The organism is Streptomyces sp. NBC_01723, from assembly GCF_036246005.1.
In the GTDB taxonomy this organism is placed as follows: Bacteria; Actinomycetota; Actinomycetes; order Streptomycetales; family Streptomycetaceae; genus Streptomyces.
In genome coordinates this window covers 224,846-240,159 of record NZ_CP109171.1, presented here as the reverse complement: position 1 = coordinate 240,159, position 15,314 = coordinate 224,846, and the positions used below count along the sequence as shown (strand labels likewise).

Annotated in this window: 13 protein-coding genes; 7 read left to right on the top strand and 6 right to left on the bottom strand. The window is 70.1% G+C overall.

Going from position 1 to position 15,314, the window contains the following annotated elements; all coding sequences use genetic code 11:
* Positions 1-129: 129 nt before the first annotated feature.
* Complete coding sequence (locus tag OIE75_RS01115; RefSeq protein WP_329469041.1) at positions 130-2,529, bottom strand: RICIN domain-containing protein; 2,400 nt, start codon at positions 2,527-2,529, stop codon at positions 130-132.
* 228 nt (positions 2,530-2,757) lie between these two features.
* Positions 2,758-3,459 carry a 2-phosphosulfolactate phosphatase gene (locus tag OIE75_RS01110; RefSeq protein WP_329469039.1) on the bottom strand — a complete coding sequence of 234 codons (702 nt, stop codon included), beginning with the start codon at positions 3,457-3,459 and terminating at the stop codon, positions 2,758-2,760.
* 139 nt (positions 3,460-3,598) lie between these two features.
* On the opposite strand from OIE75_RS01110, the gene OIE75_RS01105 reads away from it, so the two are divergent.
* Both OIE75_RS01105 and OIE75_RS01100 read left to right on the top strand, forming a co-directional pair.
* Complete coding sequence (locus OIE75_RS01105) at positions 3,599-4,633, top strand: alpha/beta fold hydrolase (RefSeq protein ID WP_329469038.1); 1,035 nt, start codon at positions 3,599-3,601, stop codon at positions 4,631-4,633.
* A gap of 148 nt (positions 4,634-4,781) precedes the next feature.
* Positions 4,782-5,195: an ATP-binding protein gene (locus OIE75_RS01100; protein ID WP_307008841.1), complete on the top strand. Its 414-nt coding sequence runs from the start codon at positions 4,782-4,784 to the stop codon at positions 5,193-5,195.
* 24 nt (positions 5,196-5,219) lie between these two features.
* On the opposite strand, the gene OIE75_RS01095 is transcribed toward OIE75_RS01100, so the two are convergent.
* On the bottom strand, positions 5,220-5,672 hold the full coding sequence (locus tag OIE75_RS01095; protein ID WP_329469036.1) for an Lrp/AsnC family transcriptional regulator: 453 nt from the start codon (positions 5,670-5,672) through the stop codon (positions 5,220-5,222).
* 98 nt (positions 5,673-5,770) lie between these two features.
* Here OIE75_RS01095 and OIE75_RS01090 point away from each other — a divergent pair, with 98 nt between their 5' ends.
* The 4 genes from OIE75_RS01090 (at position 5,771) to OIE75_RS01075 (ending at position 8,700) form a co-directional block, all read left to right on the top strand.
* Positions 5,771-6,730, top strand: coding sequence for an SMP-30/gluconolactonase/LRE family protein (locus tag OIE75_RS01090; RefSeq protein WP_307008839.1), 960 nt, complete (start codon positions 5,771-5,773; stop codon positions 6,728-6,730).
* 70 nt (positions 6,731-6,800) lie between these two features.
* Positions 6,801-7,559 (top strand): IclR family transcriptional regulator, encoded by a 759-nt coding sequence (locus tag OIE75_RS01085; protein WP_307008838.1) that lies wholly within the window; start codon positions 6,801-6,803, stop codon positions 7,557-7,559.
* Positions 7,560-7,644: 85 nt separating this feature from the next.
* Complete coding sequence (locus OIE75_RS01080) at positions 7,645-8,055, top strand: STAS domain-containing protein (protein ID WP_122618010.1); 411 nt, start codon at positions 7,645-7,647, stop codon at positions 8,053-8,055.
* 39 nt (positions 8,056-8,094) lie between these two features.
* Positions 8,095-8,700, top strand: a complete 606-nt coding sequence (locus OIE75_RS01075) for a class I SAM-dependent methyltransferase (protein ID WP_329469033.1) — start codon at positions 8,095-8,097, stop codon at positions 8,698-8,700.
* Between the two features lie 77 nt (positions 8,701-8,777).
* Here the strand turns inward: OIE75_RS01075 and OIE75_RS01070 are convergent, their stop codons facing one another.
* Positions 8,778-9,020, bottom strand: a complete 243-nt coding sequence (locus OIE75_RS01070) for a DUF6411 family protein (RefSeq protein WP_125489951.1) — start codon at positions 9,018-9,020, stop codon at positions 8,778-8,780.
* 119 nt (positions 9,021-9,139) lie between these two features.
* Here OIE75_RS01070 and OIE75_RS01065 point away from each other — a divergent pair, with 119 nt between their 5' ends.
* Complete coding sequence (locus tag OIE75_RS01065; protein WP_307008836.1) at positions 9,140-10,186, top strand: BtrH N-terminal domain-containing protein; 1,047 nt, start codon at positions 9,140-9,142, stop codon at positions 10,184-10,186.
* Here the strand turns inward: OIE75_RS01065 and OIE75_RS01060 are convergent.
* Together OIE75_RS01060 and OIE75_RS01055 are read right to left on the bottom strand one after the other, a co-directional pair.
* Positions 10,110-12,266, bottom strand: a complete 2,157-nt coding sequence (locus tag OIE75_RS01060; protein ID WP_329469031.1) for a ThuA domain-containing protein — start codon at positions 12,264-12,266, stop codon at positions 10,110-10,112. The two genes, OIE75_RS01065 and OIE75_RS01060, sit on opposite strands and share 77 nt — an antisense overlap.
* A gap of 3 nt (positions 12,267-12,269) precedes the next feature.
* Positions 12,270-15,113, bottom strand: coding sequence for a carbohydrate-binding protein (locus tag OIE75_RS01055; protein ID WP_329469029.1), 2,844 nt, complete (start codon positions 15,111-15,113; stop codon positions 12,270-12,272).
* Between the last annotated feature and the right edge of the window lie 201 nt (positions 15,114-15,314).

The window sequence follows — 15,314 nt, the reverse complement described above, 5'->3', positions numbered from 1 at the left end:
ATCTTTGCAACGTTGGAAAGCTTGTGTCAGCGGAATGACAACACGCCCTTCCGCGCCTGTCCAGACCTCGCGCACCACTTCACTGATCCGCCGTCAACCCAGGCGCGGCAAAGGCTCACTTCCGTCGCGTCACAGGAACTTCCAGAGGTGGTCGGCGGTCCCGTTGTCGTCGAACTGGACGACCTGCGCGCTGTTGCCGGTGGACATGCCGTCGACGCCCAGGACCTTGCCGCTGTGCCGGTTCCGGATGCGGTACCAGCCGTCCCCGTCGTCCACCAGGGTCCACAGGTGGTCGGCGGTGCCGTTGTCCTCGTACTGGACGACGCGGGCGCTGTCGGCGGTGGACATGCCGTCGACGCCGAGGACCTTGCCGCTGTTGCCGTTGCGGATCAGGTACCAGCCCTCACCCCGGTCCACGAGCTGCCAGGCGTGGTCGCCGGTGCCGGAGTTGTCGAACTGCACGACGCGCGCGCTGTTCTCCAGCGACATGCCGTCCACGGCGAGGACCTTGCCGCTGTGCTTGTTCTGGACGCGCCGGAACGGGGGTTCGGGCGTCCAGGCCCTGCCGTCGGGCGTGGCCGTGGGGAACGAGGTGATGCGCAGCCTCGCGGCGCCCATGGGGACGAGCGTGACCGTCTCGACGGGGGAGTCGCTGCGTGCCGGCCCGGCCTGCAGGGGCGCCACCACGTTCTCGTCGTCCGCGACCCACTCCTCGACGCGACGGGCCTCGGCGCTGATGCGGACCGGGACCGTCTCGTGGGTGAAGGGATTGTCGGGCACGGGGCCGCGCGCCGGGGTGAACTCCAGGCGGGGCGACGCGACGAGACCGTAGTTCCACGGCGAGGTGGCGTGCACCGCGCACTCGGGGAAGGTCTCGTCGCCCCCGTACTGCTCGTACCGCTCGCCGATCCGGAGGGAGTAGGCGAGGGGCCCGTGCTGGACGCTGACGGCGTCGTGCTGGTCGGGCCAGTGGCGCAGCGTGGTCCGCTGGGGGAGACGCAGGGACACCTTGTCACCGCTGCGCCAGGTCCGCCGCAGGGTGACCCACCCGGGCCCGTCCGCCGCGGCGACGGAACGGCCGTTGACGCGGACCTCCGGCCCGTCGCACCAGCCCGGCACCCGCAACCGCAGCGGGAAGGAGACCGGGCGCGGCGTGGACACGGTCAGCGCGACGGTCTCGGTGAAGGGATAGCCGGTGTCCTCCGTGACGGTGACCCTCGTGCCCCCGGCGACCTGCGCGCGGACCTCGCTCGGGGCGTACATCGCCGCGGCCAGTCCGCCGTCCGGGGTGGCCAGCCACAGCTCCTCGGTGAAGTAGGGCCAGCCCATGCCGTAGTTGTGCGGACAGCAGCGGTACTGGTCGACGCCGGGCTGGAAGGACTGCATGGCGAAGCCGTTCTGGAACTGCCCCTGTGTCTTCGGCCGGTTGTCCAGGTCGACGCCGTTGGCGCTGGTGACGTAGTGGATGGCTCTGCCCTGCGGGTCGAGGGAGGCGGGCAGCATGTTGAAGGCCAGGTCCTCGCACCGGTCGGCCCAGACCGGGTCACCGGTGATCCTGGTGAGCAGTTCGTGACTGGCCATGAACTCGACGATCCCGCAGGTCTCGAAGCCCTGCCGCGGGTCGGTGAACCCCGGCCGGTAGTTCTCGTCGCCCGCCATGCCGCCGCCGGGGAACCGCCCGTAGACGTCCATGACCCGGTCGTACGCCCGGTAGGTGGCCCGGATCAGCTCCGGGTCGCCGGTCACCTGCGCGTACTGCGCGGGCTCACGGAAGCCCTGGGCGATGTTGACGTTGTGCCGGGAGGGTGTGGGGCCCGTCCAGTCGGCACCCAGGGTGTGCATCTTGGTGGCCAGGCCGAGCAGGAACGCCTCGCCGGTGCGGCGGTGCAGCCACAGGGCGACGTCGAGGCCGTCGCCCCAGCGGTAGGAGACCCAGCTGGTGTTGAAGGCGCCGGGGCCCTGGGCGTTCATGAAGCGCAGGAACCGGGTCATGAAGGGGACGACGCGCTCGTCCCCCGTGTACTCCTCGTGCGTGCGCAGGGCCTGGAGAAGCGGCAGGAACGGCCAGAAGTCCGGACCGCCGTTCAGTGACGTACGCAGCGCGCGCGGCCCGAAGAAGCCGTCGCTCTGCTGGGTGGCCAGGATCGCCTCGATCCAGGTGCGCGAGCGCGCGAGCGCGCCCCGGTCCCCGGTGGCGACCGCCATGGGCACGTATCCACGCAGCCAGTACGGCACTTCCTCCCAGGCGCCGCGCTCGGGGTGCACCCAGCCGGTCGCGGAGAAGTCGAGGAAGTGCGACAGACTCTCGAACCGGCCGCAGAGGCCGTCGAGTTGAAGTCTGAGCTGACCGGCGAGCCAGCCCCGCGCGGTGACGCTGCCGGCGGGCAGCTTGCGGAAGGCGTCCGGCGCGAGCGAGCCGGACGCCCTCGCCGTGGCGGCGGCCGCGGAGGTGACGAGCGGGCCGCCCAGCGCCGCCGTGCCGAGCGCCAGGGCGCCGGTGCCGAGGAGGGTGCGTCTGCTGACGGACATGGGTCTCCTGACTGTGGACTCGGATCCTTCAGTGCCGCCGGTCCCCTGAAGGGCCGCACGGGGGGCAGGGCTCCGTGCCGACCGGCGTACGAGGTCGCGGAGTTGTACATCGTTGGAAGACGGGAGCGCACTGAGGATCAGAGCACACCCCCGTGACGACCGTCCAGGGGTGTGACTCGCCCGATCCGGCCGGACGCGCCCTTCCGGCCAAGGGCCGTCGGCAGCGGCTCAGGACCGCCCGTGAGGGCCTGAGTCGGGCACGGCAACGGGCCGGAGCACCGTCAGTGGCCCCTCCTGGCGAGCCACCATGGCGAAGGGGAACCTGTCGACCTCCAGGCAGAGACCGACGTCATCGGGGTGGTATCCGCTCCGCAGCCCTCCGGCGAGTTCGGCCGCGGCGCGTGAGTTGCTCGCACGGTGGACGTACGGAGCGGCGTCGACACCGCCACCGTCCACGCAACGGCCGATGTACTCGGCACAGGCCAGGTCCTCGTCGGCCCTGCCGTCCTCCCCGGTGACGACGAACGTGACCGGACCGGCCTCCTGGCCCCGCAGGAACCGCGCGGTGGGGCCGGCCACCACGAAGCTCGCGCACAGGACCAGCGGTGCGTCCGCGACGGCCAGCGCGCCCACGGTTCCCGCCGTCGTCTTCTGCACCAGCGTGCGACCGGCGAGATCGGCGGACCTGAGCAGGCCCGGCGAGTTCACCGCGTCGAACCCCGCCGCCGGAGCACCGTCCTTCAAGGCGAGCCAGCCCGGCCGGGTCTCCTTCAACTCGAGCGCCTCACGCTCCGTGGAGGCCAGGACGATCCGCTCCACGCCGCGCGAGAAGGCCCAGGCGGCCACGGTGAAGGCCCGCATGACGTCGATGACGACCGCGACACGCGGAACGTCGGTCAACTCCGGTATGCCAACGAACTGGTGATCCATCGCGCCATTGTGCCGCCCGGTCGGTCGTCGAGTGCTTCGGCCACGGTGTGGTGGCCGACGTCGGACGGGCCGGGCTGTTTCTTGCCGTAACCGCAAGATGGAGTGCCAGGTCATGGGGCGGCTGGCAACACTCCCACCCATGACCCCAGCACCACGGCCGATGCCGCCGCACACCTTCCGCCGTTCCGCGCGAACGGTGGCAAGCGTTCTCCTCACCCTCCTGTTCACCATCGCCACCGCGGCCTGCTCCACACCGGCAGCGGAGGACGACGCCCCCGCGTACGCCGCCGTCACCCAGGACGATCCCCAGTTCGAGAAGAGCTTCCGGCACGGGTTCGCCGACGTCGACGGTGTCCGTATGCACTACGTGAAGGGCGGCAGCGGAACGCCGGTCGTGCTGATCCACGGTTGGCCGCAGACCTGGTACGGCTGGTGGCCGGTCATGCCGGAACTCGCCAAGCACCACACCGTCTACGCCGTCGACCTGCCCGGACTGGGCGACAGCACCGGCTCCCCGTCCGGCTACGACAAAGCCACGCTCGCGCGGTACGTGCACAAACTGGTCGCCGACCGGCTCGGGCTGGACGACGCCCGTGTCGTCGGGCACGACCTCGGTGCCGCGGTGGCATTCCAGTACGCGAGCCAATTCCCGAACGACACCGCGCGCCTGGGCTACCTGGACCTGCCGCTGCCCGGGCCCGCGATGGACGCGCCCACCTACCGCTCGCTGAGCTGGCACATCGCCTTTCACGCCCAGCGGCGGGTCCCCGAGACGCTCGTGGGTGACGACGTCAGGGAGTACCTGGCGCTGTTCTACCCCCAGGTCTCGTACGGCGGCACGGCGTTCGGCGGTACGTCGGACGACTCCCCGTTCACCCGCGCCCAGATCGACGAGTACGCACGTACCTACAGTCGGCCCAAGGCCCTCTCGGGCGGCTTCGAGCTCTACCGCGCTCTTGATCAGGACGTCCGCGACACCGTGGCCGCGGCACCGGTACGCGTCCCGACCCTGCTCATGACCGCGGAAGGACAACTCGACGCGATCCGGGGCACGGTGGCCCCGCGCATGACCAACATCGAGCGGGCGGTGGACGTTCCGCGAGCGGGACACTGGCTCGTCGAGGAGAATCCCCGCTTCCTCACCGCCGAACTCCTGAAGTTCCTCGACGGATGACCACGCGGGGTTCGCGAGCCGGCCGCCGTGGTCCAAGGTGGACAGCCCGGACACGACACCGTCGGCCGGCCTCGACCCGCTGTGCCTCGATCCGCCGTGCCGGGGTAGTCGAGACAGAGGACGGGAACCGGATCAGGAGGTGCCGAAGGTGAGCGAATCATCCCTACGGGCGGTGGGCTGGGCGAAGTCGTTGCCGCTCACCAGCGATGTGAGAACGGCACGGGACTGGGTCCGCGGCCACCTGCGGAAGATGCGGTGGACCGCCACGGCTCCCGAGACGGTGGACGCGGTGCTGCTGACCGTCTCGGAACTGGTCACCAACGCGCAGGTGCACGCCCGCAGCAGCGCACAGTTGATGATGACGTGGGACGAGCACTGTCTGCACATCGCCGTGCACGACTCTTCCGGCGAGCTCCCCCTGGCCCGGGCGGCGAGCCCTGACCGTCTGGGCGGACGCGGGATGTTCCTCGTCGAGGCACTGGCGGACGACTGGGAGGCCCGGCCCTGTCCCGACGGCAAGACCGTCATCGCCTGTTTCCGTCCGCCCGCCACGACCTCGTAACTCCCTCGAGGTCCCAGCGCTGACTCACGCCCGGTCGCCCGCCCGCGGGGAGACCTGCCGCTCGAAGAGCGTCTCCAGCACAACCGTCGCACTGGTCCCGTTGACGCCGTCAATGGCGTAGATCCGGCGCAGCACGTCCTGCAGCTGCTCGGTGGTCGCGGTCCTGACCTTCACCAGCACCGAGGCGCTACCGGCGATGATGTGCGCCTCCAGGATCTCGGGCAGCGCGGCGAAGTCCTGCGCGGAGTCGCCCATCCACGCCGTCGAGTCGACCATCACGTAGGCGAGGACACCGCACCCGACCACCGCCGGGTCCACTTCGGCCGTGGTCCGTCGGATGACCCCCCGCTCCCGCAGCTTGCGCACACGCTCGTGAGCCGCCCCGGCGGACAGGCCCACGGCCTGGCCGAGCACGGCGTAGGACTGCGTGGCGTCCTGCTGGAGTCGCGTCAGGAGGACACGATCAATGTGATCCACAATTCTCCGTTCGCCCTACAGACGCAGACGCCATACGTCATCTTAGAAAATGCGTGCCATGCCGAAGATTGTTCGGCCTGCCTGTGGGAGGGGACCCCATGACCGACGAGAGCCCCGCGCTGTACGAGATGCTCGACGACCGGTTCCGTACCGGGCGGTGCATGAACGGCGACGACGGCCTGGAGATGCTGTACACCGGCTGCCGTTGGGCCGAGGGGCCCATCTACCTGCCTGCCTGGCGGCAGGTGATCTGGAGCGACATCCCCAATGACCGGATGCTGCGCTGGGACGAGGAGACCGGCGCCGTCAGTGTCTTCCGCCGTGCCGCCGGGCACACCAACGGCAACACGCTCGACCGGCAGGGCCGGCTGATCACCTGCGAGCAGGGCAACCGCCGGGTGACGCGGACCGAGCACGACGGCACGGTGACGGTGCTGGCCGACCGCTGGCAGGGCAAGCGGCTGAACAGCCCGAACGACGCGGCGGTGAAGTCGGACGGCTCCATCTGGTTCTCCGATCCGGACTTCGGCATCACCAGCGACTACGAGGGCTACCGAGCCGAGAGCGAGATCGCGGCCAACAACGTCTACCGGATCGACCCGGACAGCGGTGAGGTGGATCTGGCCGCCGACTGCTTCGCGGCACCGAACGGGCTCGTCTTCTCGCCGGACGAGCGTCAGCTCTTCGTCTCCGACACCCGGGCCGGCTGCATCCGGGTCTTCGACGTACGGGACGACGGCACCCTCTCCGACGGCAAGATCTTCGCCGAGGCCGCCCGTCGCGCGAACGCGCGCTTCGACAACCTCCGGTTCGACGCCGACGGCCGGCTCTGGGTGGCCGCGATGGCCGACGGGGTGCACTGCTACGACCCCGACGGCACGCTGATCGGGCGGCTCGGCGTCCCTGAGGCGGTGGCCAACATCTCCTGGGGCGGACTCAAGCGCAACCGCCTCTTCATCACCGCGGAGACCAGCCTCTACTCGGTCGTCATGGGGGTCACGGGCACGCACCCGACCGGCCCGGGGCGGCGGCCCTGGCTGGACCCGGAGCCCAGGTGACCGTTCGGCCGAGGCCTGGTCGAGGAGGTCCGGACTTGCGGGTGGCCGTGCGCGCGAGCAGGGTGGAGAGATGAGTGGTAAGGACGGTCCCACACTCATCTCGTCGGTGCAGCGAGCCTTCCGGCTGATGGAAGCGGTCGGCGCGCACGAGGGCGGCGTCCCGGCCAAGCAGCTGGCACGTGAGACGGGGCTGGCCCTGGCCACCACCTACCACCTCCTGCGCACCATGGTGCACGACGGCTACGTGCGCAAACTCGACGACGGCACGTTCGTCCTCGGCGAGAGGCTGGGCGCGCTGCACGGCGGAAGCCGCGAGCAGGCGGCACTCAGCAGGGTCCGTCCGACGCTCACCGAGTTGCGCGACGGCCTGTCGGCCGCGGCCTACCTGACCTTCTACGAAGAGGGCGAGATCCGGGTCGCGGAGATCGTGGACGGCCCGAAAGCCCCCCGTGTCGATCTGTGGGTCGGCTTCGAGGACGCGGGACACGCCACGGCGCTCGGCAAGTGCGTGCTGCGCGAACTGGATCCGGAGGCTCGCGCCGACTACCTCTCCCGTCACACGCTGAACGACCTCACCCCTCGTACCATCACCTACCGCCGCGACCTGCTACGACGCCTGGACGCCGCGGCTCAGGTCCCCGCCGTGACCGACGTCGAGGAGTACGCGCTGGGCACGGCGTGCGTGGCGGTGCCCGTACGCCAGGGCGACACCATCGGCGCGCTCGGGATCTCCGTGAACGTCAGCCGTGCCGCATCGCTCGGCGACGCCGTGGCGCGGCTGCTCGGCACCGCGGAACGGGTGTCCCGAGGACTCTCGCTCACCATCTGAAATCCAGGCCCTTGTGAGGGGGCGGTCGCCTGCCGTTTCCTGGATGAGACGGGGCAAATAGGACGGCAATGTGAGGGATGGATAAGTGACTGACCAGAGCCTGGCAGGACCGTACGAGTACGGATCGGTCGCCCACCACGTGACGAACGGCTGGACCGTCGTCGGTGCCAGTGGTGAGATCGACATCGCGTTCGCGCCCGTGGTGCGAGCGGCGGTGGTCCGCCTCCTGGACGAGGGCCACCTGCACTTCGTCCTGGACCTGTGCGGTACTCCGTTCCTGGACTCGGCGGGCCTCGGCATGATCGTCGCGGTCACCAAGCGCATCCAGGCGCGCCATGGCTCCCTGCGGATCGCCTGCGACGACGAGCGGCTGCTCCGTGTCTTCACCCTCGGCGGGCTGCGTCCCGTCTACTCCTTCCACGACACGGTGGATCAGGCCGTCGCACAGCCCGCGGGCGCCGAGGAACTCGCCGACTGGCCGCACATACGGCACTGACGTACGAGCCAAGCGATCGTGGACCCTAGACTCGCCGCCATGAACCGATGGGAACAGCTGACCGGTGGCACGTCCGGTGAGCAGTACGCCGCTCGTTTCGCGGAGCTGGCGGAACACGGACAGGACGTACACGGTGAGGCGCGACTGTGCGCCACGCTGGTGCCCCCCGGGGCGCGCGTGCTGGACGCCGGCTGCGGTACCGGTCGAGTCCTGATCCAGCTCGCCCGGCTCGGATACGACGGCGTCGGCGTCGACCGTGACGCCTCCATGCTGGCCGTGGCCCGGAGAAGCGCGCCACGGCTGACCTGGCTGGAAGCCGACCTGTCGGACTTCGACCCGGTCGCCGCCGGCGTCACCCCTGGCTTCGACCTCGTCGTCGCCGCGGGCAACGTTTTTCCGCTCCTCGCTCCGGGCACCGAGGCGGACGTCGCGGCCGCGCTGGCCCGCGCGCTGCGCCCGGGCGGTCTGCTCGTCGCGGGCTTCGGCCTCGACCGGGACCATCTGCCCGTGGCGCCCAGCCTCACCCTTGCGCAGTACGACGCCCACTGCACCGGAGCCGGCCTCACCCTCACCGACCGCTTCGCCACCTGGGACGCGGACCCGTATGAAGGCGGCGGCTACGCGGTGAGCGTCCACCGCCGCTGACACTGCTCCGACACCGGCCGACCGCACGCCTCGTGGAACGCGACGGCCGTGACATTGCCGCCTCCGACCCCGCGGGGTCAGAACGGCATGTGGCCACGGGCCCGGCGACCGGCCGAACCGCTGCGGCCGACGGCCTTGGAGCTGCTGCGGAAGGGCTTGCTGAATGCGCGGCCCAGGATGCCCGGTGCCTTGCCGCCGGCCCGGGAGCCGGCGCCCAGCGTTCGCTGGGTGCCGCGCTGCGGGCGATGGGACAGGCGCGGTACGAGGAACGCGAGCACGGCGAGAACGACGCATACGGCGACGATTCCGACGATCATCATGATCGGACTTCCTAACGTGAGACGTAGCTGTCGGTTGCCCTGTGGATGGGGGCACATGCGTGCCGGGCGCAAGAGCCGATGGGCCGACCGCTTTCGTATCGCGGGGGAGAATGAGCCGCATGGCCATGGTGAAAGACGTCGACGTCCGGCGCACGGAGCACTGCGAGACGGCGGCGCTGGGTGTCCTCCTGCGGCACGAGGGACTCGACCTGTCCGAGCCCATGCTCTTCGGGCTCGGCTCCGGCTTGTCCTTCGTCTACTGGGCGAGCAAGAACATGGACTTCCCCTTCCTGGGCGGCCGGGTCAAGCCGTTCGAACTCACCAGAAACCTGGCCGGCACACTCGGACTCGAGCTGCGGGTCGAGGAGACCACCTCCCCGCGCAAGGCATGGCAGAACGTCGCGGCACACGTCGACGCCGGTCGGCCGGTCGGTCTGCAACTCGACAGCTACCACCTGGACTACTTCAGCACCAGGGTGCACTTCGGCGGACACATCGTGGCCATGTACGGCTACGACGACCACGACGCCTACCTGGTGGACACCTCCCAGCAGGGCGGATCCGTCTCCACGAGCCTCGCGGCCCTGGCCGGTGCCAGGGCCGCGCGCGGTCCGATGACCGCACGGCACCGCTCCTTCACCCTCACAGTGCCCGGCGGCCTGACGCCACCGCAGGACCGGATCGTTCCCGCGATCAAGAGCTGCGCCGACGCCTTCCTGAACCCGCCCATCGCGAACCTGGGCCACCGGGGCATCGCGAAGGCCGCCACACAAGTGCCGAAGTGGCTGGAACGTACCGGCAATCCACAGGACGACCTGCCAAGGGCCGCCGTCCTCATGGAGAGAGCCGGCACCGGCGGCGCCCTGTTCCGCAACCTCTACCGGGACTTCCTCGCCGAGTGCGCCCAGCACATCGACGACGACCACCTGCGCACCGGCCATCGCCTGTACGCCGAGGCGGCCACCCTCTGGACGCAGGTGGCCGCACTCGTCGCGGCAGCAGGCGAATCCGGCGACGCGAAGAACCTCACGGAGGCCGGCTCCGTCCTCCACGAACTCTCACGTGTCGAACGCGACGCGATGCGGGCGCTCAGCCTGCTCCGGCGAAGCGGTCGGCCCAGTAGGCGGTGCGGTCCAGATACGCCGTCTGGGCTGCCGCGCCCGTGAGTCCGTAGGCTCCCTCGTAGGTCCGATACGCAGGGTTTTCCGGCGGAACGGCGGCTGCCGGTTCGATCTGGCTGCCTTCGTGCCACTCGTTGAAGGACGTGACCGACACCCAGGTCGGGGAGCCGCCGACGGCGGGATCGAGGGCGTTGTTCCACTGCCGGTCATATGCCGCGCCGTTGTTCCGCTCCACGGTGGGCGTCGTGTTGCCGGGCACGGCACGGTCGTCGAGGTAGCCGGGTGCGACGGAGGGTGCCCAGATCAGGTCGTGGGCCCGGGCGTAGTCGCCGGCCTGCTTCCAGCCCGGAGCCGTGGCGCCCGCGATCCCGTCGTAGGTGTACATCCCGGAGAAGTGCGCGATCTTGGTGGTGTCGGTGGTCTGGGCGAGCACACTGCTGGTGCCGGTGACCTGGTCGAGCGGGGACCAGTCGTTGATGTCGAGGCTCTGGAAGACGTAGAAGGCGTTCTTGCCGCCGTGCTCGGGGGAGCGGTAGAAGGCCGGGTGGCTGCCGTAGGCGTTGTTGATGTACTGGACGTCGGCCACGGTCGACGCGGCGGTTCGTCCCGCGTACGGCTCCAGGTGCCAGGCCACCTTGATGCCCTTCTTCTGGGCGGCGTCGAGGACGCCCCGGGCGAGCCGGTCTTCGTAGCTGCCCTGGCCCCACCAGCTGTAGACGAGCACGCCGGCGCCGGATCGGGCGATCCATTCCATGTGCTGGGTCACGGCGCCGGTGAAGTCGCCGGAGTCGTAGGGACCGAGAGCCGGGTAGAAGTCGGCTCCGATGGCGCCCGGCGGGGTCTGGCCGCCCTGCTGCCAGTGCCGCCAGCTGCCGTTCGTCGCCGGGCTGCCGTACCAGGGGTAGTAGAAGAGGTGCACGTTCGGGTTGAGTGCTTCGGCGGTGGGTTCGGTGGTGACGCTCAGGGTGTCGATGTCGAACAGCGCGCCGCTGCCGCCGGTGAACCGCAGGAACAGCGGACCGGACGCGGTGGCGCCGAGAGTGGTCGAGACGTCTGTGAAGGTCTCCCAGCCGCCGGTCACCGGTACCCGTACCGAGCCGAGCGGGGTGCCGGTGGCCGAGCCGGACCTGACCTCGATGGTGCCGCCCGCGCCCGCCGACGACACCCTCGCCGAGAAGGAGCGGGCCCCCTCGGTGGAGACGGTGGCGTAGCCCACCCAGTCGCCGTTGTCGATGTAGCCCAGTGTCCGCCCGCCGCTGGCACCGGCGTGCGCGGCCGCCTGTACACCGGAGCCTGCCGTGTACGACTCCGCCTCGATCCGGTCGGCGCCGCCGGGCGAGGAGCAGTCGGCCGGAGCCTGCCCGGCCGCGTAGCGGACGGCGCCCAGCAGCAAGGAGCGGAAGGCCGGATCGCCGTAGGACTGCGCGGTGTGACCGAGCCCCGTGTAGAAGGAGCGGCCGTCGCCCTGGCTGTGACACCAGGTGATGGGATGGTCGGCGCCCATGCTGCCGCCGCTGTAGGTCGTCTCGTCCAGGGTCTGGAGCACGTGGACGCCGGGACGGGGATTGGCGCGGTAGTTGTACCACTCGTCGGTGCGTGTCCAGGTCGCACCCAAGTGGGCGGTCGCGGGGTGGGTGCGGTCCTCGGTCGCCAGCGTTGCCTGCTGGATCGCGGGGTGGCTGTCGAAGTGGGCGCCGACGAGCCGACCGTAGTACGGCCAGTCGTACTCGGTGTCGGCGGCGGCGTGCACCCCGACGAATCCGCCGCCGGAGTCGACGTACGTCTCGAAGGCGGCCTGCTGGGAGTCGTTGAGGACGTCTCCGGTGGTGTTGAGGAACACCACCGCCTCGTAACCCGACAGGCCGGAGGGCGTGAAGGCGGCCGCGTCCTCGGTGGCGGTGACGGTGAAGCCGCCCTGGCTGCCCAGCTCGCGCAGGGCGTCGATGCCGGCCGGGATGGCGTCGTGCCGGAAGCCGGCCGTCTTGGTGAACACCAGGACGTCGAAGGCCGCCGCTCTTCGCAGTGGATCGGCCTGTGTCGCCGGGGCCGGTGCGGCGAGGGCGCACGCCACGGCCGTGGCGAGGAGCGCCGCTCCGCGACGCAGGCGTCTCGTGAGAGTGGACACGGTTCATCGCCCCTTTCGCGTCGACGCGGTGAGCGTCAGGCTGTCGATGTCGAACAGGGAGCCGCTGCCGCCGGTGAACGTCAGGAAGAGAGGGCCGGTCCCCGTCGTGTTGAGCGCCGTGCTGACGGTGGTGAACGTCTCCCAGTCGCCCGTCACCGGGACCGGCACCGAGCCGAGCAGCGGGCCGTTCTGCGACCCGGAGCGGATCTGGAGTGTTCCTCCCGCCCCGGCCGACGAGACCCTCGCGGAGATCGAGGCGGCGCCCGCCGTGGGCACGGAGTCGTATCCGGCCCAGTCCCCGCTGTCGATGTATCCGAGGGTCTGGCCGCCGCTGGCCGCGGCGTGCGCGGCCGGCTGCACTCCTGATGACGAGGTGGAGGACTCCGCTTCCCACGTCCTGGTGGTGGGCCCGCCGGTGGTGAAGGTGAAGGCGTCGACGTCGAAGAGGTTGCCCTGTCCGGTCGGTCCGCGGAAGACGAGGTACAGCTCGGTGCTGTCCGGCGGCACTTGGGACAGCGGTGCCGAGACGTCTGTGAAGGTCTCCCACCCGCCGGTCACCGGCACGGCCGCCCGGCCCAGCAGCGTTCCGGTCGGGGACCCCGCACGAACCTCCAGGGTGCCGCCCGCTCCACCGGAGGAGACCCGGGCGGAGAAGCCGGAAGCGCCCGCGAGCGCGTAGGGCTTGAAGGAGATCCAGTCGCCGTCGTCGGTGAAGCCGACCGTGTTGCCACCCTCCGCGTTGCCATGGGCGGCGGCCTGGACGCCCGACTGGGCGGAGAAGTGCTCGGCCTGACGGTGACGGGGCTGCAGGGTGCGCAGCGAGTGGGTGGTCAGGCCCGCGGAGTCGGTGTACTCCGCGTCCAGGACGCCGTACAGGTTGGCGGCGCTGTCGTGCTCGCCGTCGACCGGGATCGTGAGGGAACCACTGCACCCGTTCGTGGACGTGATGGCGTGGGTGTGGCTGTCGTGCCCGAGCAGATAGGTGACCTTGACCTTGGAGCAGTCGATGCTGCCGTCTTCCGGATCACTCACCTGTGTTCGGAAGGGAATGGTGTCGCCGAACGAGAACAGCTGCCCGTTGAGGGGCTGCTGGAGTGTGACGGACGGGGCGGTGTTGCCGGCCGTCACGACGAGGCTGGCGGTGCCGGTGAGGCCCTCGGTGTCCTTGACGGTGAGGGTGGGACGGTAGGTCCCCTCGGTGGTGTAGGTGTGGCTGGGATCGGCCTGAGTGGACGTCGAGCCGTCGCCGAAGTCCCACGAGTAGGTGAGCGGCTTGCCTTCGGGGTCGGAGCTGCCCTGGGAGGAAAACTTCACGGTGAGGGGCAGGCCGCCCGAGGTCCGGTCGGCGGAGGCTTTGGCCACCGGGTTGCGGTTGCTGCCGGCCAGGTACTCGATGCGGTACAGCGCTTGGTTGTTGCTGCCGGTGCCGTAGTCCAGGACGTACAGCGCGCCGTCGGGGCCGAAGTCGGAGTCCATGACCTGCGTCCCGTTCCACGGGAAGTCCTCGATCGCTCCGTAGCCGCCGTTGCCGGTGACCTCGACGGACTTGATCCACTGACGTCCGAACTCCGTCGCGAAGTAGCGGCCGTCCAGTGCCTGCGGGAACTTCACGGAGGAGTCCAGGGCGGGGTCGTAGCGGTAGACCTCGCCGCCCATGGGGGACTCGGATCCGCCGCCGAACTCGGGCGGGGAGCCTTCCAGTCCGTACTTGATCCAGCTCGGCTTCGCGGGGGGCAGCTTGGCCTGACCGGTATTGCGGAAGGAGTTGTTGGCGGGTCCGCCGCCGCAGTCGTACTTAGTGCCGGAGGGGCCGTTCGGGAAGGTGTACTCGTTGTACGACTCCACGGCCGTGTTCGTGCCCGTGCAGTAGGGCCAGCCGTAGTTGCCCGGTCCGGTGATGCGGTTGAACTCCACCTGGCCGCCTGGGCCGCGGTCCGAGGCGGTGCCGCCGGCGTCGGGGCCGTAGTCGCCCAGGTAGACGATTCCCGTGGGACGGTCGACGGACATCCGGAAGGGGTTGCGGAAGCCCATGGCGTAGATCTCGGGCCGTGTCCTCGCGGTGCCGGGTGCGAAGAGGTTGCCGGCGGGCACGGTGTAGCCGCCGTCGGCGGTCGGCTTGATCCGCAGCAGCTTGCCGCGCAGATCGTTGGTGGAGCCGGAGCTGCGCTGTGCGTCGAACTGGGGGTTGCGGTCGCCGCGTTCGTCGATCGGGGCGTATCCGGCCGAGTCGAACGGGTTGGTGTCGTCGCCCGTGGTCAGGTAGAGGTTGCCGGCCGCGTCGAAGTCGATGTCGCCGCCGACGTGGCAGCACTGGCCGCGGTCGTTGGGGACCTCCAGGATCACCTTCTCGGCAGCGGTGTCGAGGGTGCCGTCGGCCTTGAGCGTGAACCGCGAGAGGTTGAGGTGCCCCTTCCACGCCTCGAAGTCGGCGGCGCTGCCCGTGACCGGGGCGTCGCCCGCGGGGGTGTTGAGCTTGGGGGAGTAGTACACGTAGACGTAGCGGTTCACGGAGAAGTCCGGGTCCACGGCGATGCCCTGCAGACCCTCCTCGTCGTGCGTGTAGACGTCCAGTTTCGCCGCCTGCTTCGTATTGCCGGCGGCGTCGGTTCGGCGGATGGTGCCGTCGCGGGAGGTGTGCAGGACGGACCGGTCGGGCAGCACGGTGAGCGACATGGGCTCGCCCAACTCCGCCGCACCGGTCGCCATTTGCACCTGCTGGTAGTCGGACGCGGGGATGTCGGCAGCCTGGGCCGCGGAAGCGGGCGGAGGGCCCACCGCGGCCGCAGCGGCCACCAGGAGGGCGAGCGCGGTGATCGTTCCGCGTCTCGGGCGAGGACGCTGGGACATGCTGGTGGTTCCTTCCTGACGTCATGGGGGTTGTCAGGCAAGGCGCGCGCCGGATGCGCGTATTGCCGTCCGAGCACTGCGTGCAATGTGCAGTGATTGCGGGTGGCACGTGGAAAGTTGCGAGGAATTGCGATTCCTATGCAGGCTGGCAACGCGTGACGTATTTGTCAAGCGCCTGTCAAAAAGGGCCTCACCGTCCCG